We start from the raw sequence: 19,008 nt of genomic DNA on the forward strand, positions 1-19,008 counted from the left end.
TGTGGCCACATCGACCGCGACACCCACCCGTACCGAGAGGGCATTCCATGAGCAGCACGGCTCCTGCCACCCCGAACGGCCTTCCCGCAGACCGCGACGCGGGCCCCTTCGTGCCGCCGAGCGGCATCACCCGCCTGCGCGAGAGCCGCCCGGTCAGCCCCGTGCTCTTCCCGGACGGCCACGAGGGCTGGTTCGTCAGCGGTTACGAAGCGGTCCGCCAACTCATAGCCGACGACCGGTTCAGCTCCCGCCAGGACACCGACATCATCCACATCCCGTACGAGATGACCGGCATGGCCGCGCCCACCGAACCGTCCCCGCAGCTTCCGGGCGTGTTCATCGCCATGGACCCGCCGGAACACACGCGGCTGCGGCGCAAGCTCATCGGGGCCTTCACCGTGAAGCGCATGAAGCAGCTCGAAGAGGGCATCGTCGAGATCACCGAGCGGCAACTGGACGAGCTGGAGCGCCTCACCCCGCCGGTCGACCTGGTCAAGGAGTTCGCGCTGCCGGTGCCCGCGCTGGTCATCTGCGAACTTCTCGGCGTCCCCCACGCGGACCGGGCGACCTTCCAGGGCAACTCCGCCAAGTTCATGGAGAAGGACGTGACGCTCGACGAGAAGGTGGCCGCGTACGAGGGGATGACCTCGTTCCTGTCCAAGCTGGTCACGGACAAGCGCGCTGAGCCCGGCGACGACATCCTGTCCGACCTGACCCGTGACGACGACCTCAGCATCGAGGAGCTGACGGGCATCGCCTTCCTGCTGCTGCTCGCGGGGCACGAGACCACCGCCAACATGGTGTCACTGGGTACGTTCGCGCTCCTGGAGAACCCCGAGCAGCTGGCCGAACTGCGCGCCGCCCCCGAGCTGATGCCCGACGCCGTCGAGGAGCTCCTGCGCTATCTGTCCGTCGCCGACATCTTCTATCGCATCGCCACGGAGGACATCGAGCTCTGCGGCGAGACGATCCCCAAGGGCTCGACCGTCGTCGCCTCGCTCCTTGCCGCCAACCACGACCCCGAGCGTTTCGAGAACCCCGACACCCTGGACATCCACCGCAAGGCCCGGGGCCACACGGCCTTCGGGCACGGCGTCCACCAGTGTCTCGGCCAGCAACTGGCCCGCATCGAGATGCGCGCGGGCTTCGAGGGCCTGTTCCGCCGCTTCCCGACCCTCGAACTCGCCGTCCCCGCCGACGAGGTGAGGCTCAGGACGGACATGAACATCTACGGCGTACACGAGCTGCCGGTCACCTGGACGACGGGGACGGCACGCTAGAACGGGCGGCCGCGGGACCACCTGCCGGTGATTCCGCGACCGCCCGCCTTGGGGGAATGCGCCGTAGCGCATCGGGGGTTGGCTCTAGCGCACCGTGACGTTGAAGACGGGCGACAGCGTGGTGCCGCTCTGCACGCGGAGGTCGTTCTTGCCCTTGAGGCCGAGCTTGACGCGCATCGAGTACGCACCGGACTTGTTGACGCTCGTGCTCGCGGGCAGGGACTTCCAGGTGCCGCGCTGCTTCTGCTGCAGGGTGACCTTGCTGCCGGCCTTGATGCCCGTCGCCTTGCCGCTGACGCGCAGCTCCTGCCAGGCCTTCACGGACGTCGCGGACGGCTTGGCGGTCAGCGCGGCCTTGGCCTTCGCGGTGGGGCTGGTCTTCTGGGTGCCGAGGTTCTTGCCGGTCTTGACGTCCCAGATCGCGTACGGCGTGCCGCCGCCCTGCGTCTTGCTGTACAGGCGCTTGCCGTCGGCGCTCAGGTGCACGTAGATGCCGTCGTCGACGGTGCCGCCCGGCTTGATGACCTTGCCGTTGTAGTACGGCTTGCCGCCCTTGACGGTGATGGTGACACCGGCGCCGATGTCGATCTTCACGTCCTTCGCCGCGGCGGCCGGAGCGACGGCGGGGCGCTGGGGGGCGGGCGAACTCGCCAGGGCCGCCGCGGCCGGAGCCAGCAGGGCCGTACCGGCGATGACCGAGATGGCGGCGGTACGCAGAGCGGTGCGGCGGTGGGTGTTGGTGCGCATAACGGCGTGTTCCCCTTCACGATGCGGTGGCGTGCTCTCGCACGGCACGGGTCCACGAGTCCACTGGTCCGGTGGATCCGCGTGGTAAAGCCCTTTTGCTCTCTGCCGTCCGGCGAGTGCGGAATAAAGGTAAATCACCCACCATTGCGGCCGGTTGTAGGTCGTGTAACAGAGCTCCGTAGATCACCCCACGGATGTACGTCGGGAGCTTCGTGTAGGTCAGAGGCTGGCCTAGTTGGTGTCTAGCGTGTGGCTCCCGCGACGGAAGGCAGACACCACACCATGAGCGAGACGACGACCCGCGACGACGTGGCCACGGGCGAGCGCGCCGACCTGCTGGCGACGCTGGCCCAGCACCGGCGCTCCCTGCGGTTCACCACCCGCGACCTCACCGACGAGCAGGCCGGACGCCGGACCACAGCGAGCGAGCTGTGCCTGGGCGGCCTGGTCAAGCACGTCACCTCGGTCGAGCGCGTGTGGGCGGCCTTCATCCAGGAAGGCCCCTCGGCGCTTGGCGGCGTGACCGACATGACCGAGGAGGACTGGGCCCGGCGCGCCGACGAGTTCCGGCTGCTGCCCGGCGAGACGCTGACCGGTGTCCTTACCGCGTACGAGGAAGTGGCGCTCCACACCGACGAGTTGGTCCGCTCCGTGCCCGACCTCGGCGCGAGCCACCCGCTGCCGGACGCGCCGTGGTCCGAGCCGGGCACCCGGTGGTCGGTGCGTCGCGTCCTGCTCCACGTCATTGGCGAGACCGCCCAGCACGCGGGCCACGCGGATGTCATCCGGGAGTCCTTGGACGGGGCGCAGAGCATGGCGTGATCTCGCCGGGGGCGCCGGGCTGGTCCCGTGTGACCCGGCGCCGTGTCGCTGAGGCCTCCTCCCACCCGCCCGCCCTCACCCACGGTGGCGTGACGTCTCCGGCCGGGCGCGGTCGGGCGGGGCGGGCTTCGGCTCGGCGATGGAGGAGCAGGTCGCGCTTCGCCGAGCAGGGAGAGATCGGGGTTACGTTCCCGCCCCCGGCCGGGGCCGGGCGTCCGCGGCCAGGGTGTGGTCGAGAACGGCCGCCGCCAGGGGCGCGTGGACCGCGCGGGGCAGCGCGTGCCCCATGCCCGGTATCTCCACCAGCCGTGCCCCGGCGATCACTTGGGCGAGATGCTCGGGGTGCGGCGGCGGGAAGACGGGCTCGGCCGGGGCCGAGATCACCAGGGTTGGCACCTCGGTGCGCGCGAGTTCCTCGGTACGGTCCATGCCCGAGTGGTCCGCGCGTCCGTGGGTCATGGGTTCCTCGTAGCGCCCGGCGTGCTCGATGATGCGGCGCTCCAAAGCCCGGAATTCCTCGGCGTCGAAGGGGAGTTGATCGCCGTTGAGTAGCCGCCAGTGCTCCACGCGGTGGTCCAGCTCGCCCTCCAGGCCACGGTTCTCGTGGGGGCGGGACCATCGTTCGAGCAACCGTGCGTCGATGGGCGGTAGTTGGTCCACGGGGGTTCGGGAGCCGTCCGGGTGCGACAGGGGGGTGCTGCTGAGAGCGCCCGCGCCCATCACTGTCGCGCTGAGCAGCCGTTCGGGGTGATCGGCGATCAGCAGTTGGGTGAGCATGCCGCCCAGGGAGAGACCGACGACGTGCGCCCGCTCCACTTCGTACGCGTCGAGGACGGCGATCGCGTCCGATGCGAGGTCGACGACGCGGTACGGGTGCGTGTCGAAACTCAGGCTGGAGCGGCCGGTGTCCCGGTGGTCGTAGCGGATGACGCGGTGGCGCGCGGCCAACGCGTCGACCAGCTCCTCCGGCCAACCCAGGCCGGACGCCCCGGCCCCCATGATCAGCAGCAAGGCGGAGTCCCGGGGATCGCCGCGCTCCTCGGACCACAGCCGCACCGTCGGGTCTACCTGGACGAATCGCTGGTTCATGGCATTGCTCCTCACGTCCACGGTGTGACAACGAGACGTCTCGTCTCGCTGCCTTGTGTCGCCATCATGGCGCAGACGTTGGAGCGATGCAATACGTCTCGTCTCGTCGTGTTGTCCCTGGCGGCGGGTCAGCCGTGTCGCTCAGGCGTACCGCGGGAGGTCGTTCGTGGGGATCGTCCAGTCCGAGATGGTGACGGGCTCGCCGTAGACGAAGTCCTTGCGGGTGGCGTAGCGAGGGCCCTCCGGCGTCGGATGGATGTCCGTCATGACCGCGCCCGAGCCGGTGCGGGGGTCGAAGATCACGTACACGGGGACGCCCACGAGGGGGTAGTCCCGCATCTTGCTGACCCAGTCGTTGTCCGGGTTGGAGCGGGAGACGACCTCGATGGCGGCGATGAGCGTTCGTGGATCGAAAGCGCCCTCACCCTCCATGTCGGCCTCGGAAATGACCATGACGTCGGGGTGGCGCATGATCCCCTCCGGCAGATCCTCCACGTCAGGAGTCCCCGTGTGGGCTGCCAGATTTTCCGGCATGACCTTCTCCAGGCGTTTCCGGATGCGTAGCGCAGTCAGCTCGTGGGGCTTCGCGGGCGACATCATGTCGTGGACGATTCCTTCTTTGGTGATCTCGAATTTCCCCGGGAGGGTGTCGTCCATCGACTGCACGAACTCCCGCATGGTCCGGTACGTGTGGCTGGCCGTGTGGCCCGAAGCGGGAGTCATGGCTCTCATGCTAGGCGGCCGCCAGTCTCCGGGCCCGGCATGCGGCGCAGTGGCCCGGTTCCGGTGGGCGGAAGGCGCGGTCGCAGGTTTCGCAGTTCTGGAGCGGGGCCGGGGGGGCCCATCCCCGCGGCCGGGCTCTAGAGATCGTCCGGCAGGATCCGGAAGTGCGTGTACCGACGGCCCAGCGGCCTGACGGCTCGGAAGTCTCGGACGTCCCGCGTCAGGACGGCGTCCGTGTCGTACTCGGCGGCCAGCGCGACATTCACCGCGTCCACCAGGTCGAGGTCCAGCGAGTCGTACCGAGAACGAAGGGACAGCGCGGCTTCGAGGATCTCAGGCGTGGGCGGGGCCAGGACCAGCCGCATCTGCCGTGTGCGTGCCGTCAGTGAACGGAGGATGCCGTCGGCGGCCCCGCGTCCGGCGCGGCTGGTGGCCACCTGGTGGACCTCGGTGAGGGCCAGCGGTGTGGCGACGAGGAGACCGCATTGGTCCGCGGTCTTCCTGGCCTTCTGGTGGTCGGGGTCGGAACGGTTGAAGAGGGTGAGGAGCCCGGAGGTGTCAGCGATGACGATCACGCCGCGTGCCCCTTGTTGCGGCGCTCGCGGGCCTCGTGGCCGTCGGTCACGGCTGTGCGGATGTCGTCCCTGGTGACAGGCCCGCCCAGGTCGAAAGTCTCCTCGTCGGTGACGAACGGTTCGTCCCACACGCGGTGGGCCAGCGCGATGCGGTGGATGCCCTCGCGGATTATCTCGGCTTCAGAGACGCCCAGGCGGGCGGCAGCGTCCTTGATCAGGGCGAGGTCGCTGTCGTCGGCGTAGACGTTGGTGCGCTTCAGGGCCATACCTCCAAGGTACAGGTTGTGTACTACATGCGTGGGTTGCGATGGCGCCCTATGCGGCCATCGCGGGGGAGCGGGATGCGGACGGGGTGCAGTCGCGGCAGTGGCCCGGTTCCGGTGAGCGGAAGGCGCGGTCGCAGGATTCGCAGTTCTGGAGCGGGTCCGGGCGGGCGGGGCGTGGGGTGGCAGGGAGTGGGGGTGGCAGGAGTTCGGTCAGGCGGTGGGCGAGCAGGGCTGCCGGGTGGTGGATCGGGGCGGTGGGGAGTCCTGCCGTGAGCGTGCGGCTCACCGCCTCCGGGGGGATTCCGCGGTCCAGCCATGCCGTCGTGGCCGGGGCGAGGTTTCGTACGTCGCGGGCGGAGAGCAGGAGGCGGGGGTCGTGGCGGCGCAGGTCCGTGAGGAGTTCGGCCGCCGCGCGGTGTGCTTCGGGGGAGGGGGTGATCGGCGCAGGCTGTGCGGCAGTGGGGGCCGGTGGCGGGATCGGTGGACTTGCCGTCATCGCCGGTGGGTTGTTGTACGACACCGTGCGGGTGATGACCTGCCCCGACGGTAGGCGCTCGCGGGTTCGGGCCAGGTAGCCGTGCGCTTCGAGTTCGCGCAGCGCCGCCGCGATGCGGACCTCGCCCTCCGGGAAGCGGTCCGCCAGGCACTTGATCGTGACCTTGGCGCCTGCGGGCAGCGACTGGATGTGGGCGGCCAGGCCGATCGCCGTGAGGCTGAGTTCGCGGTGCTGGGTGAGGTGGTTCCCCACCACCGTGAAGCGATCCGGGTGGCGGCGGTTGATGTGCCGGATGCCGCTTGCGGGAATCGGGGGCTTCGCGGGCGGGGGCGCGTTAAGCTGCTGCTCAGTCATCGGGAAGGTGTTGTCTTCCTTGGTGTTAGGCCCTCGCATTGGGATTGCAGTCCCGGCGGGGGCCGTTCCATGTCTTCGGTTGTCGAGGGCGAGCTTGCACCGTGAACTGGCATATGCGCCAGTGGAGTTGGCCGCGATCACCCGTCCGAGTGAGCGCCTCGGGGTTTGGGGTGGGTGGGAAGGGTTCTCACCCTCATTTCTTACGTTCTTGATGTCGGGCAGCACCGAGTGCTGGTCCACCGGGGCGTGGAAACCTCGATCCGGTTGAGCAGGGCTCAGAGGTCGATTTCCGCCCAGATCGTCTTGCAGGGGCTTGGGCTCAGGTCCGTTCCCCAGCGGTTCGCGTACGCCTCGATCAGGAACAGGCCTCGGCCCGACTCCGCCTCCGCGTCGGGGAGTTCCGGTCCCTTCGGTAGATCGTCCGCTCGGGCATCCGTGACCTCGATACGGAGCGTGGCCGTCTCCGTGAGCGTCAGCCCGAGGCGGAAGTTTCTGCCGGGTACGTGACCGTGCAGCACCGCGTTGTTCGCCAGCTCGGCGACGATCTGCTCCGCCGCCTCGAACGGCTGTCCCCAGCTGCGGAGTTGCTCCCTGGCGAGCAGCCGCGCCAGGCGTGCGCCTCTTCGCGTCGCGGACAGCAGGATCGTGAACTGGCGTTCGGGGTTCAGCGTCCTGGTCCCGGTGAATTCTCGCTTCATGTCACTGAGCGTGGCCGCGTGCGCAGTGCGTGAACAGCGGTGCGGGCGGTGCGTACCAGGTTTGTCCGGTGCTTGTCCCGGCCTGTCCCGGCTGTCCCGGGTGACGTCTGGGTACGAGTGCGCGTTGGGTTTGGACGGTACGTCGGAGGTGGGCGCAATGGAGCGTAACGACGGTGTGGATGAACCGGGTTGGGACGTCGATCCGAGTGATGAGATCAGCTCGGTGGTGGAGTTCGTCGGCCGACAGCTCAAGTTGTGGAGGGAGGCGGCAGAGCTCCGGGTCGCGGAGTTCGCGGAGCGCGTCGGGTACGGGGAGGACCTTGTCCGCAAGATCGAGCGTGGGGCTCGGATCCCACGCCCCGAGTACCTGGACAAGGTGGACGAGGTGCTGGGGGCGGGCGGACGCATCTCGGGGATGAAGAAGGAGATGCGTGAGGCCAGGTATCCGAAGAGGGCGCGTGACTTGGCGAAGCTGGAGGCGCAGGCGGTCGAGATCGGGCTGTACAGCAACCACAACATCCACGGCCTGCTGCAGACAGAGGAGCACATGCGGGCGCTGTTCGAGATGCGGAGGCCGTCCTACTCGCCGGATCAGGTGGAGCGATTCGTGGCCGCCCGTATGGCCCGGCGAGTGATCTTCGAGCGCTCGCCCGCACCAGCCCTCAACTTCGTACAGGAAGAGGCGACGCTGCGACGCACTATCGGAGGGAGAATGGCTCTACGGCGACAACTGGAACACCTCGCGGAAGTAGCTAAGTTGCAGAGTGTCACGTTCCAGGTGATGCCACTCGACTGTGAGAGTCATACCGGAATGGGAGGCCTGATCGAAGTGCTGAAGTTCCGTGACGGCACGGGAGTTGGGCGCTCCGAGGGGGCGTTCGGTGGCCACCCTGTCTCCGACCCGAAGCAGCTCAGGATCCTGGAGTTGCGCTATGGAATGATCCGGACTCAGGCTCTCAGGCCACGGGAGTCGCTGGCCTTCATCGAGCGAATGCTGGGAGAAACATGATCGGCAAGGCCTCTGTCGGGGACGCCTCCGGGCTTGAGTGGTTCAAGAGCAGCTATAGCAGCAGCAGCGAGGGCGACGACTGCGTCGAGGTCGCCTTGGAGTGGCGCAAGAGCAGCTACAGCAGCAGCAACGAATCCGGCGACTGCGTAGAGGTCGCCTCAACGCCCTCCACCATCCACCTCCGCGACTCCAAGCTCACCGACGGCCCCCACCTCACCCTCGCCCCCGACACCTGGTCCGCCTTCATCGCGTACGCGTCGAACCACTGACCCGCCGCCTCCAGTACGCAACCGTCACCGCCCCGAGCAGTGGCCCCCACAGCACCAGCGGCAGATAACCGGCGTAGAAGAGGATCCCGTCCCAACCACCCTGATTTCCGGGGTAGTCCGCGGGGGACTCGTCGCCCCGGACCGTGACGTTCATGGCGTCGCCGATGATCAACGCCGTCCACATCACCGTCAGGACGAACGCGCCGAGGGCGGCGGGGACGACGGCGGTCAGGGGCCTGACCCTGCGTCCGCCCAGCCAGGGGATCCAGCGGGGGAACACCTCGCCCCACGCCGCCACCAGGCCCACCGCGGCGAACGCGAGGAGTTCGGACAGGGCCGACAGCAGGAACACGTACACCTCGCCGGGGAGCCACGAGGGCAGGTTGCCGTCCTTTCCGTCGGCGTCCGGGGAGAACGCCGCGCCGAGACGCCAGATGGTCGACGGCAGGACGACGAGCGGGACGGCGTACGCGGCGTTCCTGGCCCAGCGGGGGACGCCGGGCACGGGGGCGTGCGCCTTGCGCCAGGCGGTGCGGAGGCGTCCGGCGGGAGGTCGGGGCGTGGTGAGCGATGTCGATGTCGTCATGGCCGGAAGGCTGTCAATCCGGGACCGGTACGGGGATCGGCCGCCGGTCGCGAACCGTGCGGCACGGCTCCGCCGCGCGGGGGAGGCGCCGTGCGACCCGTGGCGCGGAGCACGCGGCGTACGACCAAGGGACCAGTGATCTCCCGCCTCCGGACAGGGGTCACCAAGCGCGACGCCCCTTACTCTGGCGAGCATGACCGCCCTGGAGCACGGTGACACCGATGTCACCTCCGACGCACCGATATCCCCGCCCGCCCCGCAGGGAGCCGGTGGCGTCCTGGCCAAGCCCTACCGCGCCCTGAGCATCGGCATCGTCTCCGTCGTCCTCCTCATCGCCTTCGAGGCGACCGCCGTCGGGACCGCGATGCCCGTCGCCGCGCGCGAACTCGACGGCGTCTCGCTCTACGCCTTCGCGTTCTCCGGGTACTTCACCACCAGCCTCTTCGGCATGGTGCTGAGCGGGCAGTGGGCCGACCGGCGAGGGCCGCTCGGGCCGCTCGCCGCCGGGATCGGGCTCTTCGCGGCGGGGCTGCTGCTGAGCGGGACCGCCGGGACCATGTGGCTGTTCATCGCGGGGCGCGCCGTCCAGGGGCTCGGCGGCGGGCTCGTGATCGTCGCGCTGTACGTCGTCGTCAGCCGCGCCTACCCCGAGCATCTGCGCCCTTCGATCATGGCGGCGTTCGCGGCGAGCTGGGTCGTGCCGTCCGTGGTCGGGCCGCTCGTCTCCGGGACCGTCACCGAGCACCTCGGCTGGCGCTGGGTGTTCGTCGGCATCCCCGTCCTCGTCGTAGCGCCCCTCGCCCTCGCGCTGCCCGCGATACGCCGGACCGCGTCAGGTCCCGTCGATCCCTCCGCGCCCGTCGCCGCGTTCGACCGGCGTCGTATCCGCCTCGCGCTGGGCATCTCGCTGGGCGCGGGACTGCTTCAGTACGCCGGTCAGGACCTGCGGTGGCTCTCGCTGGTGCCCGCCGTGCTCGGTGCCGCCGTCCTCGTGCCCGCCGTCCTGGGGCTGCTGCCCAAGGGGACGTACCGGGCCGCGCGCGGGCTGCCCTCCGTGGTGCTGCTTCGCGGCGTCGCCGCCGGGTCGTTCATCGCCGCCGAGTCCTTCGTGCCGCTGATGCTCGTCACGCAGCGCGGGCTCAGCCCCACCATGGCCGGGCTCTCCCTCGCCGTGGGCGGTGCGACCTGGGCGCTCGGGTCCTTCGTCCAGTCGCGGCCTCGCATGGAGCCCTACCGGGGACGCCTCGTCGCCATCGGCATGGTGCTCGTCGCCGCCTCCATCGCCGCCGCGCCGACCGTCCTCATCGCGTCCGTACCCGTGTGGATCGTCGGGGTCGCCTGGGCCTTCGGGTGCTTCGGGATGGGCATGGTCATCGCCTCCACGAGCGTGCTGCTCCTGCGGCTCTCGCCGCCCGCCGACGCGGGCTCGAACTCCGCCGCACTCCAGATCTCCGACGGCCTCTCGAACGTGATCCTCCTCGCCGTCGGCGGCGCCGCCTTCGCCGCGCTGGGCGGCGGCACGGTGGGCGCGACACACGGGGCGGGGGGTGCGGCGGGGTCCCACCCGGCCGCCTTCGTCGCCGTCTTCCTGCCGATGGCGGCGGTCGCCCTGGCCGGGGCCTGGATCGGCACGCGGCTGAAGGAACGTACCGCCTGAGGTTCCCCCCCGGGGCCGGTGTGACACCCGTCGCACCCACCCCGGCACCCGCCCCGATCTCACGGGAACGTCAACCCATCACCGGTAAGGTGGCCCGGTTGTCATACGTGCCGCCGACCCGCGAACCCGGAGACCGTGACTACCACCAGCGCCGCCGCCAACTCCTCCCACCACCTCTCGCCCGCCTTCCCGGGGCGTGCGCCCTGGGGCACCGCGAACAAGCTGCGTGCCTGGCAGCAGGGCGCGATGGAGCGGTACCTCCAGGAGCAGCCGAGAGACTTCCTCGCCGTCGCCACCCCCGGCGCCGGCAAGACGACGTTCGCGCTCACGCTCGCCTCCTGGCTGCTGCACCACCACGTCGTGCAGCAGGTCACCGTGGTCGCGCCGACCGAGCACCTGAAGAAGCAGTGGGCCGAGGCGGCCGCCCGCATAGGCATCAAGCTGGACCCCGAGTACAGCGCGGGCCCGCTCAGCAAGGAGTACCAGGGCGTCGCCGTGACGTACGCCGGTGTCGGCGTGCGCCCGATGCTGCACCGCAACCGCTCCGAGCAGCGCAAGACCCTCGTGATCCTCGACGAGATCCACCACGCCGGTGACTCGAAGTCCTGGGGCGAGGCCTGCCTCGAAGCGTTCGAGCCCGCCACGCGGCGCCTCGCGCTGACCGGTACGCCGTTCCGGTCCGACACGAACCCCATCCCCTTCGTCCAGTACGAGGAAGGTAACGACGGCATCCGGCGGTCCTCCGCCGACTACACCTACGGCTACGGCAGCGCGCTCGGCGACGGCGTCGTGCGGCCCGTCATCTTCCTCTCCTACTCCGGCAACATGCGCTGGCGTACGAAGGCGGGGGACGAGATCGCGGCGCGGCTCGGCGAGCCCATGACCAAGGACGCCGTCTCGCAGGCCTGGCGCACCGCGCTCGACGCGCGCGGCGAGTGGATGCCGAACGTCCTCAAGGCCGCCGACAAGCGGCTCACCGAGGTCAGGAAGGCCATCCCCGACGCGGGCGGCCTCGTCATCGCCTCCGACCAGGAATCCGCGCGCGCCTACGCCAAGCTGATCCGCGAGATCACCGGGACCAAGGCCACCGTCGTCCTCTCCGACGACACCGGCGCCTCCCAGCGCATCGACGACTTCGCCGAGGGCGACGACCGGTGGATGGTCGCGGTCCGCATGGTGTCCGAAGGCGTCGACGTGCCGCGCCTTGCGGTCGGCGTGTATGCCACCACCATCTCCACGCCGCTCTTCTTCGCGCAGGCCGTCGGCCGTTTCGTACGGTCCAGGCGGCGCGGCGAGACCGCGTCCGTCTTCCTGCCCACCGTCCCCGACCTGCTCGGCTTCGCCAACGAGATGGAGGTCGAGCGCGACCACGTGCTCGACAAGCCGAAGAAGGACGGCGAGGAGGACCCCTACGCCGAGTCCGAGGCCGAGATGGACGAGGCCAACAAGCAGGAGGACGAGGACACCGGCGAGCAGGAGCAGTTCTCCTTCGAGGCCCTGGAATCCGAGGCCGTCTTCGACCGCGTCCTCTTCGACGGCGCCGAGTTCGGCATGCAGGCCCACCCGGGGAGTGAAGAGGAGCAGGACTACCTCGGCATCCCCGGGCTCCTCGAACCCGACCAGGTGCAGATGCTGCTGCAGAAGCGGCAGGCCCGGCAGATCGCCCACAGCAAGAAGAAGCCGGACGAGGAGGCCGATCTCCTCGAACTGCCCGCCGAGCGGCGTCCCGTGGTCTCCCACAAGGAACTCCTCGGGCTCAGGAAGCAGCTCAACACGATGGTCGGGGCGTACGTCCATCAGAGCGGCAAGCCGCACGGCGTGATCCACACCGAGCTGCGGCGCACCTGCGGCGGGCCGCCGAGCGCGGAGGCGACGGCGGGGCAGCTGCGGCAGCGCATCGAGAAGGTCCAGGAGTGGGCCACCCGCATGAAGTGATCCGCCGGACACCGGCGGGCGCGGGGAGCGGGGTGTTCCGACTGCGGAGGGCTTGTGCGGAGGTCGTGCAAGCCCTCCGCGTCGTACGCCCCGCGTAACGGGGCAAGTGGGGGCGCTAGGGGCGCCGCGGTGCCCGGATTCTGGACGAAGTCTTCCGCTCAGCGGGACGGCCTCGCTAATGTCCCCGCAAAGCACACGCCCCGTGGCAGCGCCGCCGCGGAGCGCAGCCGGTGTTCCGACCGGCGGCCTCTGACGCGCGTCGCCCACGGGACCGGCGACGCAACCGCCGCGTAGGGGGGCCGCCGACCCTCACCTAAGGAGTGGGCGTCGTGACCGCGGAGACTTCCCAGACGCTCGACAGAGGACTGCGCGTCCTCAAGCTGCTGGCCGACACCGACCATGGCCTGACGGTCACCGAGCTGTCCAACAAGCTCGGCGTGAACCGCACCGTGGTCTACCGCCTGCTCGCCACGCTGGAACAGCACGCCCTCGTGCGCCGGGACCTGGGCGGCCGCGCCCGCGTCGGCCTCGGCGTGCTGCGCCTGGGCCGCCAGGTGCACCCGCTGGTGCGGGAGGCCGCGCTGCCCGCGCTGCGCTCGCTCGCGGAGGACATAGGGGCGACGGCGCACCTGACGCTGGTGGACGGGACGGAGGCACTCGCGGTCGCCGTCGTGGAGCCGACGTGGACCGACTACCACGTGGCCTACCGGACGGGCTTCCGGCACCCCCTGGACCGAGGCGCCGCGGGCCGCGCGATCCTCGCCGCCCGCCAGAACCTGGTCACCGACCCCGGCTACGAGCTCACCCACGGGGAGCTGGAGGCGGGCGCGAGCGGGGCCGCGGCGGCGTTGGTGGGGGTGACGGGGATAGAGGGCAGCGTGGGGGTGGTCATGCTTTCGGACTCGGTGCCGGAGAGGGTGGGGCCCCGTGTGGTTGACGCGGCGCGCGAGGTAGCCGACGCGTTGCGCTGAGGGCGGTCTTAGCCCGTCCGGCGATTGAGGACGAGCTCGGCGCAGCCGGCGACGGGCAGCACCCCGGAGCCGACCAGCCGGAGCACGTTAGATTGGCACCGTGCTCTCCTCCCTCTCTCGTCTCACGCGTCCCCAGGCCATCGCCCTCTGCGCCCTCCCCGTCGTGGCACTGCTCGCCGTCGCGGGGTTCGCGCCGTTGCCGTTCGCCGTGGCGCAGCCCGGTGGCACGGCGGACGTGCTCGGGAAGTACGAGGGGAAGCCGGTCCTCAAGATCACGGGCGCGCCCACCCGGGACACGAAGGGTGAGCTGCGGATGACGACCATCGTGGCCACCGGGCCGCAGATGGACGTCCGTCTCGGCGACGTGATCGACGGCTGGTTCCGCACCGACCGGGCGGTGATGCCCAAGGAGGCCGTCTACCCGGTCGGTGACAACGAGAAGGAAGTCGAGGAGCACAACCTCGGCGACATGAAGGAGTCGCAGGACGACGCCACGAAGGCGGCCCTGGCGTATCTGAAGGCGAACGGCGTGGACGGCACCGACAAGGTGAAGGTCGACGCCGACCTCGGCAAGATCGGCGGGCCCAGCGCGGGCCTGTTCCTCTCGCTCGGCATCATCGACAAGCTGGACGGCGACGGCAGCGGCGGCGACCTCACGGGCGGCCGCACCATCGCGGGCACCGGCACGATCAAGGCCGACGGCAAGGTCGGCCCGGTCGGCGGCGTCGCCATGAAGACGCAGGGCGCGTGGCGCGACGGCGCGAAGGTGTTCCTGGTCCCGAAGGCGGAGTGCGGGGACGCTCAGGCGGAGCTGCCGAAGGGGATGAAGCTCATCCCGATCACTACGCTGTCGGGCACGGTTGACGCGTTGCGGGCCCTTGAGAAGGGCGAGAAGGTCCCGAGCTGCTGACCAGGCGGAGGCCCAACTCGACCAGGGTCCAGCCCAGTTGATCGCGGAAGCGGGGGGCCGGTCGTCGGGTGGGCGCCGTGCGGTGTAATTCGGCGGCGCGGACGTGGTGCAGAGCCAGGTGGATGTCGGCGTGCATGACGTGCCCCTCTCAGTCGTTGCCGGCCATCGGCCGGGTGGGGAAGATGTGGGAGTGCACGCGCACCTGGGCGGCGTCCGGCGTGCCGTCCTCGGGCGTCAACGCCCGGTAACCCTCCATGAGTTCGCTCACCTTGCCGCTCAGCTCGCGGGCCTGCGCGGGCGTCAGGTACAGGGTGAAGTCGCTGGTGTCCGCGGACTCGTCCCACTCCTGTGACCACTCGTGCCGGGTGGCGATCCAGGTGGTCACCTCCTGCGCGCGCTGCGCGGCGTACTCGTACAGGAGCGTGCTGAGCGCGCCCTGCACCTCGGGGTCGCGGTCGCGGATGAGGTCCTCGTCGGTGTGCGTGCCCTGGTGGGCGGAGCGCCACCACCGCTCCCTGCCCTTGCCGCGCTCCGGGTCGTCCTCGACGAACCCGTACTCCGCGAGCTGGCGCAGGTGGTAGCTGGTCGCGCCGCTCGACTCGCCCAGGCGGGCGGCGAGTTGGGACGCGGTCGCCGGGCCCTCCAGGCGCAGCGAGGCGAGCAGGCGCATGCGCAGCGGGTGCGCGAGGCCGCGCAGGGAGCGCGGGTTGAGGTGGTGGACGTTGCGGGGCGGCGGCTGCCGGTCTTCCGCCATGCGGTCTTCCGTCATGCCCAGCAGCGTAGAGTTGCAAAGACTCCGTTGCAACAGTTTTTGCAACGGAGTCTTTGCAACTCTGGGAAGGCCGCGCGGGACCGCAGAGTCACTCCTTGACGAAGCCCTCCTCGATCAGCCAGTCCTTCGCCACCTCATGCGGGTCCTGACCCTCCACGTCCACCTTGGAGTTGAGGTCCCGCGCCACCGTGTTGTTCAGCTTCTTCGTGATGGGCGCGAGCACCTCCGCCATCTCCGGGTGCTCCTTGAGCGCCTTGCTGTTCATCTCAGGAGCCGCGTTGTAGTTGGGGAAGAAGTGCTTGTCGTCCGCCATCACCGACAGGTCCATCGCCTTGATGCGGCCGTCTGTGGTGAAGACCTCGCCGAACGTGCACGACCCCTTGGAGACCTGGGTGTAGATGATCCCGGTGTCCATCTTGGTGATGTTGGAGCTGGGGATCTTCATCCCGTACGCCTTCTGCATGCCCGGCAGGCCGTCGTCGCGCGAGGAGAACTCGCTCTCCACGCAGAGCGTGACCGCCTTCGGGTCCGACTTGGAGAGTGCCGCCACGTCGGAGAGCGTCTTCGGGTTGTGGTACTTGGCCTCGTTCTTCTTGTTGATGGCCAGGGCGTACGTGTTGTTGAGGGTGGCGGGCGGCAGCCAGGTGATGCCGTTCTTCAGGTCCGCGTCCCGCACTGCCTGCCACTGCTTCTGCGGGTCGGTGATCGGCTTGGAGTTGCCCTGGTAGGTGATCCACGCGGTGCCCGTGTACTCGTACATGGCGTCCGCGTCACCGCCCTTGACCGCCTCGCGCGCGCCGATCGAGCCCTGGATCCCGGTGCGGTCGAGCACGTCCGCGCCCGCCGCCTGGAAGGCGATGCCCATGATCGCGCCGAGGATCAGCTGCTCGGTGAACTCCTTGGACGTCACCGTCAGGTCCGCGCCCTTCAGGGGCAGGCCCTTGCCGATCGAGCCCGGCTTGACGTCGTCGACCATCGGGCTGCCGCTGGTGAGTCCGCACCCGGCGAGCAGCAGGGCGAGGGACACCGCGCCGATCGCGGACGTACGCGTCGAGATCCTCATGTCCGCACCTCCAGCCCGCGCGGACGCAGGAACAGTTCGGCCAGGGACGCCAGCCAGTCCACGAGCAGCGCGAGCGCGATCGTCAGGATCGAGCCGAGCATCAGGACCGGCATGCGCTGATTGGTCATCCCCGTCGTGATCAGGTCGCCGAGGCCGCCGCCACCGCCGAAGGTGGCGAGCGTCGCCGTGCCGACGTTCAGGACGAGCGCCGTCCGCACGCCCGCGAGGATCAGCGGTACGGCGAGCGGGAGTTCGACCTTGCCGAGCACCCCGAGCTGCGACATCCCGATGCCGCGCGCCGCTTCGAGGAGGGTCGGGTCGTTCGCCTTCAGGCCCGCGATCGTATTGGAGAGCACCGGCAGTACGGCGTAGATGATGATGCCGATCAGGGCGGCCTTCTCGCCGATGCCGAGCCAGATCACCAGGAGGGCCAGGAGGCCGATCGCCGGGGTCGCCTGGCCGATGTTGGCGAGCGCCATCGCGGCCGGGGCCGCCTTGCGCAGCCGCTTGCGGGTGAGCAGGATGCCCAGCGGGATCGCGATGATCAGCACGAAGAAGGTCGAGATCGCGGTGAGCTGGATGTGCTGGCGGAGCCTGAGCCACACATTGCCGTCCGCGAGGGCGTTCTTCGAGATCGAGTCCAGGTCCGCCTGCTGGAACCACCACCAGGTGAGCAGCAGGATCACGGCGAGGACCGCGGGCAGGAAGACGAGCTTCTGCCAGGTGACCCGAGGTGGCTGCTTCTCGGACAAGGCCGGTGGTGGAGCTTCCTGTTCGGCCTCGCCCTCGTCGCGGAAGGCGAGCCCCTTGACCTCGTGCTCGCCCTCGGGGCGGCGCGTGTCCGGCGTCATGCCTTGCCCTCCCCGCCGTCACCCTCCTGGGCCTGGTGGGTCAACTGGGCGCGCTGCTCCTCCAGTTCGTGCTGGTGCTCCACGGCTTCGAGCCGGTCGGCCTCCAGCATCTCGTGGACGGAGTTCATCAGCGTCTCCATGTCGACGACGCCCGTGTACTCGCCGCGCCGCCCGGTCACCGCGACCCGGCCCGCGTTGTCCGTGAGCACGGCTTCGAGCGCGTCGCGCAGGGTGGCGTCGCGGGTCACCGTGTCGTGCACGAGGGTGCCCGCGCGCGCGAGCGAGCCCTTGGCGCGCATCAGGTCGCCGCGCCGCAGCCACTTGTAGGGGCGGCCGCGCTTGTCGAGCAGCAGCAGTTCGTTGGTGCCGCCCGCGCGCAACTTGTTGAAGATGTCCTGGAGCGGGTCGTCGATCGTCACCGTGGGCACGTCGGCGATCTCCACGTCCCGTACGCGGGTGAGGTTCAGCCGTTTCAGGGCCGCGCCCGCGCCCACGAAACCGGACACGAAGTCGTCGGCGGGGTTGGTGAGGATCGCCTCCGGCGTGTCGAACTGCGCGATGTGCGAGCGCTCGCGCAGCACGGCGATGCGGTCGCCGAGCTTGATGGCCTCGTCGAAGTCGTGCGTGACGAAGACGATGGTCTTGTGCAGCTCGTGCTGGAGCCGGATCAGCTCGTCCTGGAGGTGGTCACGGGTGATGGGGTCGACGGCGCCGAACGGCTCGTCCATCAGGAGTACGGGCGGATCGGCCGCCAACGCCCGTGCCACGCCCACGCGTTGCTGCTGTCCGCCGGAGAGCTGGCGCGGATAGCGGCCGTGGAACTCGGCCGGGTCGAGCCCGACGAGGTCGAGCATCTCCTCGACCCGCGACTTGATCCGCGACTTGCCCCAGCCGATCATCTTCGGTACGAGCGCGATGTTCTGAGCGACCGTCATGTGCGGGAAGAGCCCGGAGGACTGGATCGCGTAGCCGACCTTGCGGCGCAGCTTCACCGGGTCGATGTCGGTGACGTCCTCGCCGTTGATGCGGATGCGGCCGCTGGTCGGCTCGATCAGGCGGTTGATCATCTTCAGCGTCGTCGACTTGCCGCAGCCGGACGGGCCGACGAAGATGACGATCTCGCCCGCCTTGATCTCCATGTTGACGCTGTCCACGGCGGGTTCGCCGCTGCCCGGGTAGCGCTTGGTGAGGTTCTCCAGCTCGATCGTCGCGCCTGACGTCCCTGAGCTGGCTGAGGCACCCGCGGCCTCGTCCCGCGCGGTCTCGGTGGTGGTCTCAGACACGGATACCCCTCGAAATCGTCAGCCTGCCGATCAGGACGTACGCGGCGTCGAAGAGCAGCGCGAGGATGATGATCCCGAGCGTGCCCGCGAGCACCTGGTTGATCGCGTTCTTGGAGCCGAGCGAGCCGATGCCGCGGAAGATCTCGTTGCCGAGCCCGGGGCCCGACGCGTACGCGGCGATGGCGGCGATGCCCATCAGCATCTGGGTGGAGACGCGGATGCCGGTCAGGATCGGCGGCCAGGCGATCGGCAGCTCCACCTTGAAGAGCCGGGCGATCCTGGACATCCCGATGCCCTTCGCCGCGTCGACGAGCGAGGGGTCCACGCCGCGCAGGCCCACGATGGCGTTGCGCACGATCGGCAGCAGCCCGTACAGGGTGAGCGCGATGACCGTCGGCGCGACGCCGAGCCCCACGACCGGGATCAGCAGGCCGATCATGGCGAGCGAGGGGATGGTGAGAATGGTGGAGGTCGCGGTGGTGGCCAAGTTGCCGGCCCACTCGCTGCGATAGGTGAAGACGCCGATCAGTACGCCGATGACGGTCGCCACGACCATGCACTGGAAGACGGCGCTGGCGTGCTGAAACGCATCCGTCAGCAACTGCTGGTGACGGTTGCCGAGGTAGTCCCAGAAATTCACTGAAGTGCTCAC

The 19,008-nt window shown here is 69.6% G+C and carries 21 protein-coding genes; 8 read left to right on the forward strand and 13 right to left on the reverse strand.

From position 1 onward, the window contains the following. The first annotated feature begins 47 nt into the window (after nucleotides 1–47). Nucleotides 48–1,280 carry a cytochrome P450 gene (locus CP970_RS26920; RefSeq protein WP_055550151.1) on the forward strand — a complete coding sequence of 411 codons (1,233 nt, stop codon included), beginning with the start codon at nucleotides 48–50 and terminating at the stop codon, nucleotides 1,278–1,280. An 84-nt stretch (nucleotides 1,281–1,364) separates the two neighbouring features. On the opposite strand, the gene CP970_RS45815 is transcribed toward CP970_RS26920, so the two are convergent. Then, nucleotides 1,365–2,027 (reverse strand): hypothetical protein, encoded by a 663-nt coding sequence (locus tag CP970_RS45815; protein WP_191094956.1) that lies wholly within the window; start codon nucleotides 2,025–2,027, stop codon nucleotides 1,365–1,367. A 282-nt stretch (nucleotides 2,028–2,309) separates the two neighbouring features. Here CP970_RS45815 and CP970_RS26930 point away from each other — a divergent pair, with 282 nt between their 5' ends. After that, on the forward strand, nucleotides 2,310–2,849 hold the full coding sequence (locus CP970_RS26930) for a DinB family protein (RefSeq protein WP_055550153.1): 540 nt from the start codon (nucleotides 2,310–2,312) through the stop codon (nucleotides 2,847–2,849). 183 nt (nucleotides 2,850–3,032) lie between these two features. On the opposite strand, the gene CP970_RS26935 is transcribed toward CP970_RS26930, so the two are convergent. From CP970_RS26935 to CP970_RS26960, 6 genes are all read right to left on the reverse strand, one after another. Then, a complete protein-coding gene (locus CP970_RS26935; RefSeq protein WP_055550154.1) occupies nucleotides 3,033–3,938 on the reverse strand; it encodes an alpha/beta fold hydrolase in 906 nt (301 codons plus the stop codon). Nucleotides 3,939–4,079: 141 nt separating this feature from the next. Next, nucleotides 4,080–4,661: a Uma2 family endonuclease gene (locus CP970_RS26940; RefSeq protein WP_055550156.1), complete on the reverse strand. Its 582-nt coding sequence runs from the start codon at nucleotides 4,659–4,661 to the stop codon at nucleotides 4,080–4,082. Between the two features lie 137 nt (nucleotides 4,662–4,798). Beyond that, a complete protein-coding gene (locus CP970_RS26945; RefSeq protein ID WP_055550158.1) occupies nucleotides 4,799–5,236 on the reverse strand; it encodes a type II toxin-antitoxin system VapC family toxin in 438 nt (145 codons plus the stop codon). Next, nucleotides 5,233–5,502 carry a ribbon-helix-helix domain-containing protein gene (locus CP970_RS26950; RefSeq protein ID WP_055550160.1) on the reverse strand — a complete coding sequence of 90 codons (270 nt, stop codon included), beginning with the start codon at nucleotides 5,500–5,502 and terminating at the stop codon, nucleotides 5,233–5,235. The genes CP970_RS26945 and CP970_RS26950 overlap by 4 nt, the downstream gene beginning before the upstream one ends. A 49-nt stretch (nucleotides 5,503–5,551) precedes the next feature. Next, nucleotides 5,552–6,352 (reverse strand): helix-turn-helix domain-containing protein, encoded by an 801-nt coding sequence (locus CP970_RS26955; protein ID WP_150494040.1) that lies wholly within the window; start codon nucleotides 6,350–6,352, stop codon nucleotides 5,552–5,554. A 275-nt stretch (nucleotides 6,353–6,627) separates the two neighbouring features. Beyond that, the gene (locus CP970_RS26960) at nucleotides 6,628–7,050 is read right to left on the reverse strand and encodes an ATP-binding protein (protein WP_055554796.1); all 423 of its coding nucleotides are present in this window, start codon (nucleotides 7,048–7,050) and stop codon (nucleotides 6,628–6,630) included. Nucleotides 7,051–7,207: 157 nt separating this feature from the next. Here CP970_RS26960 and CP970_RS26965 point away from each other — a divergent pair, with 157 nt between their 5' ends. Continuing rightward, complete coding sequence (locus CP970_RS26965) at nucleotides 7,208–8,059, forward strand: helix-turn-helix domain-containing protein (RefSeq protein ID WP_055554798.1); 852 nt, start codon at nucleotides 7,208–7,210, stop codon at nucleotides 8,057–8,059. Continuing rightward, nucleotides 8,056–8,328, forward strand: coding sequence for a DUF397 domain-containing protein (locus CP970_RS26970; RefSeq protein ID WP_055554800.1), 273 nt, complete (start codon nucleotides 8,056–8,058; stop codon nucleotides 8,326–8,328). The genes CP970_RS26965 and CP970_RS26970 overlap by 4 nt, the downstream gene beginning before the upstream one ends. Here the strand turns inward: CP970_RS26970 and CP970_RS26975 are convergent. Then, a complete protein-coding gene (locus CP970_RS26975; protein ID WP_079043956.1) occupies nucleotides 8,303–8,914 on the reverse strand; it encodes a hypothetical protein in 612 nt (203 codons plus the stop codon). The two genes, CP970_RS26970 and CP970_RS26975, sit on opposite strands and share 26 nt — an antisense overlap. 193 nt (nucleotides 8,915–9,107) lie before the next feature. Between CP970_RS26975 and CP970_RS26980 the strand changes: the two genes are divergently transcribed. From CP970_RS26980 to CP970_RS26995, 4 genes are all read left to right on the forward strand, one after another. Continuing rightward, a complete protein-coding gene (locus CP970_RS26980; protein ID WP_150494042.1) occupies nucleotides 9,108–10,571 on the forward strand; it encodes an MFS transporter in 1,464 nt (487 codons plus the stop codon). Nucleotides 10,572–10,706: 135 nt separating this feature from the next. Further along, nucleotides 10,707–12,506, forward strand: coding sequence for a DEAD/DEAH box helicase (locus CP970_RS26985; protein WP_055557061.1), 1,800 nt, complete (start codon nucleotides 10,707–10,709; stop codon nucleotides 12,504–12,506). A gap of 329 nt (nucleotides 12,507–12,835) precedes the next feature. After that, entirely contained in the window at nucleotides 12,836–13,477 is a 642-nt protein-coding gene (locus tag CP970_RS26990) for an IclR family transcriptional regulator (protein ID WP_150494044.1), read from the forward strand. A gap of 100 nt (nucleotides 13,478–13,577) precedes the next feature. Then, a complete protein-coding gene (locus CP970_RS26995) occupies nucleotides 13,578–14,387 on the forward strand; it encodes a S16 family serine protease (protein ID WP_055549665.1) in 810 nt (269 codons plus the stop codon). A 148-nt stretch (nucleotides 14,388–14,535) separates the two neighbouring features. Here the strand turns inward: CP970_RS26995 and CP970_RS27005 are convergent, their stop codons facing one another. From CP970_RS27005 to CP970_RS27025, 5 genes are all read right to left on the reverse strand, one after another. Beyond that, nucleotides 14,536–15,156 (reverse strand): ArsR/SmtB family transcription factor, encoded by a 621-nt coding sequence (locus CP970_RS27005; RefSeq protein WP_055549667.1) that lies wholly within the window; start codon nucleotides 15,154–15,156, stop codon nucleotides 14,536–14,538. A gap of 91 nt (nucleotides 15,157–15,247) precedes the next feature. Continuing rightward, entirely contained in the window at nucleotides 15,248–16,222 is a 975-nt protein-coding gene (locus CP970_RS27010) for a glycine betaine ABC transporter substrate-binding protein (RefSeq protein ID WP_055549669.1), read from the reverse strand. Next, on the reverse strand, nucleotides 16,219–17,073 hold the full coding sequence (locus tag CP970_RS27015) for an ABC transporter permease (RefSeq protein ID WP_055549671.1): 855 nt from the start codon (nucleotides 17,071–17,073) through the stop codon (nucleotides 16,219–16,221). The genes CP970_RS27010 and CP970_RS27015 overlap by 4 nt, the downstream gene beginning before the upstream one ends. Further along, complete coding sequence (locus CP970_RS27020; RefSeq protein WP_055549673.1) at nucleotides 17,070–18,356, reverse strand: betaine/proline/choline family ABC transporter ATP-binding protein; 1,287 nt, start codon at nucleotides 18,354–18,356, stop codon at nucleotides 17,070–17,072. Before CP970_RS27020 ends, CP970_RS27015 begins: the two co-directional genes overlap by 4 nt. Continuing rightward, a complete protein-coding gene (locus tag CP970_RS27025; RefSeq protein WP_055549675.1) occupies nucleotides 18,349–18,996 on the reverse strand; it encodes an ABC transporter permease in 648 nt (215 codons plus the stop codon). The genes CP970_RS27020 and CP970_RS27025 overlap by 8 nt, the downstream gene beginning before the upstream one ends. Nucleotides 18,997–19,008: the final 12 nt, after the last annotated feature.

The sequence above is a fragment of the Streptomyces kanamyceticus genome (genome assembly GCF_008704495.1).
Lineage (GTDB): Bacteria > Actinomycetota > Actinomycetes > Streptomycetales > Streptomycetaceae > Streptomyces > Streptomyces kanamyceticus.

Coding starts and splice junctions, on each gene's coding strand:
- CP970_RS26920 (WP_055550151.1), top strand. CDS start 48: ATGAGCAGCACGGCTCCTGCCACCCCGAACGGCCTTCCCGCAGACCGC.
- CP970_RS45815 (WP_191094956.1), bottom strand. CDS start 2,027: ATGCGCACCAACACCCACCGCCGCACCGCTCTGCGTACCGCCGCCATC.
- CP970_RS26930 (WP_055550153.1), top strand. CDS start 2,310: ATGAGCGAGACGACGACCCGCGACGACGTGGCCACGGGCGAGCGCGCC.
- CP970_RS26935 (WP_055550154.1), bottom strand. CDS start 3,938: ATGAACCAGCGATTCGTCCAGGTAGACCCGACGGTGCGGCTGTGGTCC.
- CP970_RS26940 (WP_055550156.1), bottom strand. CDS start 4,661: ATGACTCCCGCTTCGGGCCACACGGCCAGCCACACGTACCGGACCATG.
- CP970_RS26950 (WP_055550160.1), bottom strand. CDS start 5,502: ATGGCCCTGAAGCGCACCAACGTCTACGCCGACGACAGCGACCTCGCC.
- CP970_RS26955 (WP_150494040.1), bottom strand. CDS start 6,352: ATGACTGAGCAGCAGCTTAACGCGCCCCCGCCCGCGAAGCCCCCGATT.
- CP970_RS26960 (WP_055554796.1), bottom strand. CDS start 7,050: ATGAAGCGAGAATTCACCGGGACCAGGACGCTGAACCCCGAACGCCAG.
- CP970_RS26965 (WP_055554798.1), top strand. CDS start 7,208: ATGGAGCGTAACGACGGTGTGGATGAACCGGGTTGGGACGTCGATCCG.
- CP970_RS26970 (WP_055554800.1), top strand. CDS start 8,056: ATGATCGGCAAGGCCTCTGTCGGGGACGCCTCCGGGCTTGAGTGGTTC.
- CP970_RS26975 (WP_079043956.1), bottom strand. CDS start 8,914: ATGACGACATCGACATCGCTCACCACGCCCCGACCTCCCGCCGGACGC.
- CP970_RS26980 (WP_150494042.1), top strand. CDS start 9,108: ATGACCGCCCTGGAGCACGGTGACACCGATGTCACCTCCGACGCACCG.
- CP970_RS27005 (WP_055549667.1), bottom strand. CDS start 15,156: ATGACGGAAGACCGCATGGCGGAAGACCGGCAGCCGCCGCCCCGCAAC.
- CP970_RS27010 (WP_055549669.1), bottom strand. CDS start 16,222: ATGAGGATCTCGACGCGTACGTCCGCGATCGGCGCGGTGTCCCTCGCC.
- CP970_RS27015 (WP_055549671.1), bottom strand. CDS start 17,073: ATGACGCCGGACACGCGCCGCCCCGAGGGCGAGCACGAGGTCAAGGGG.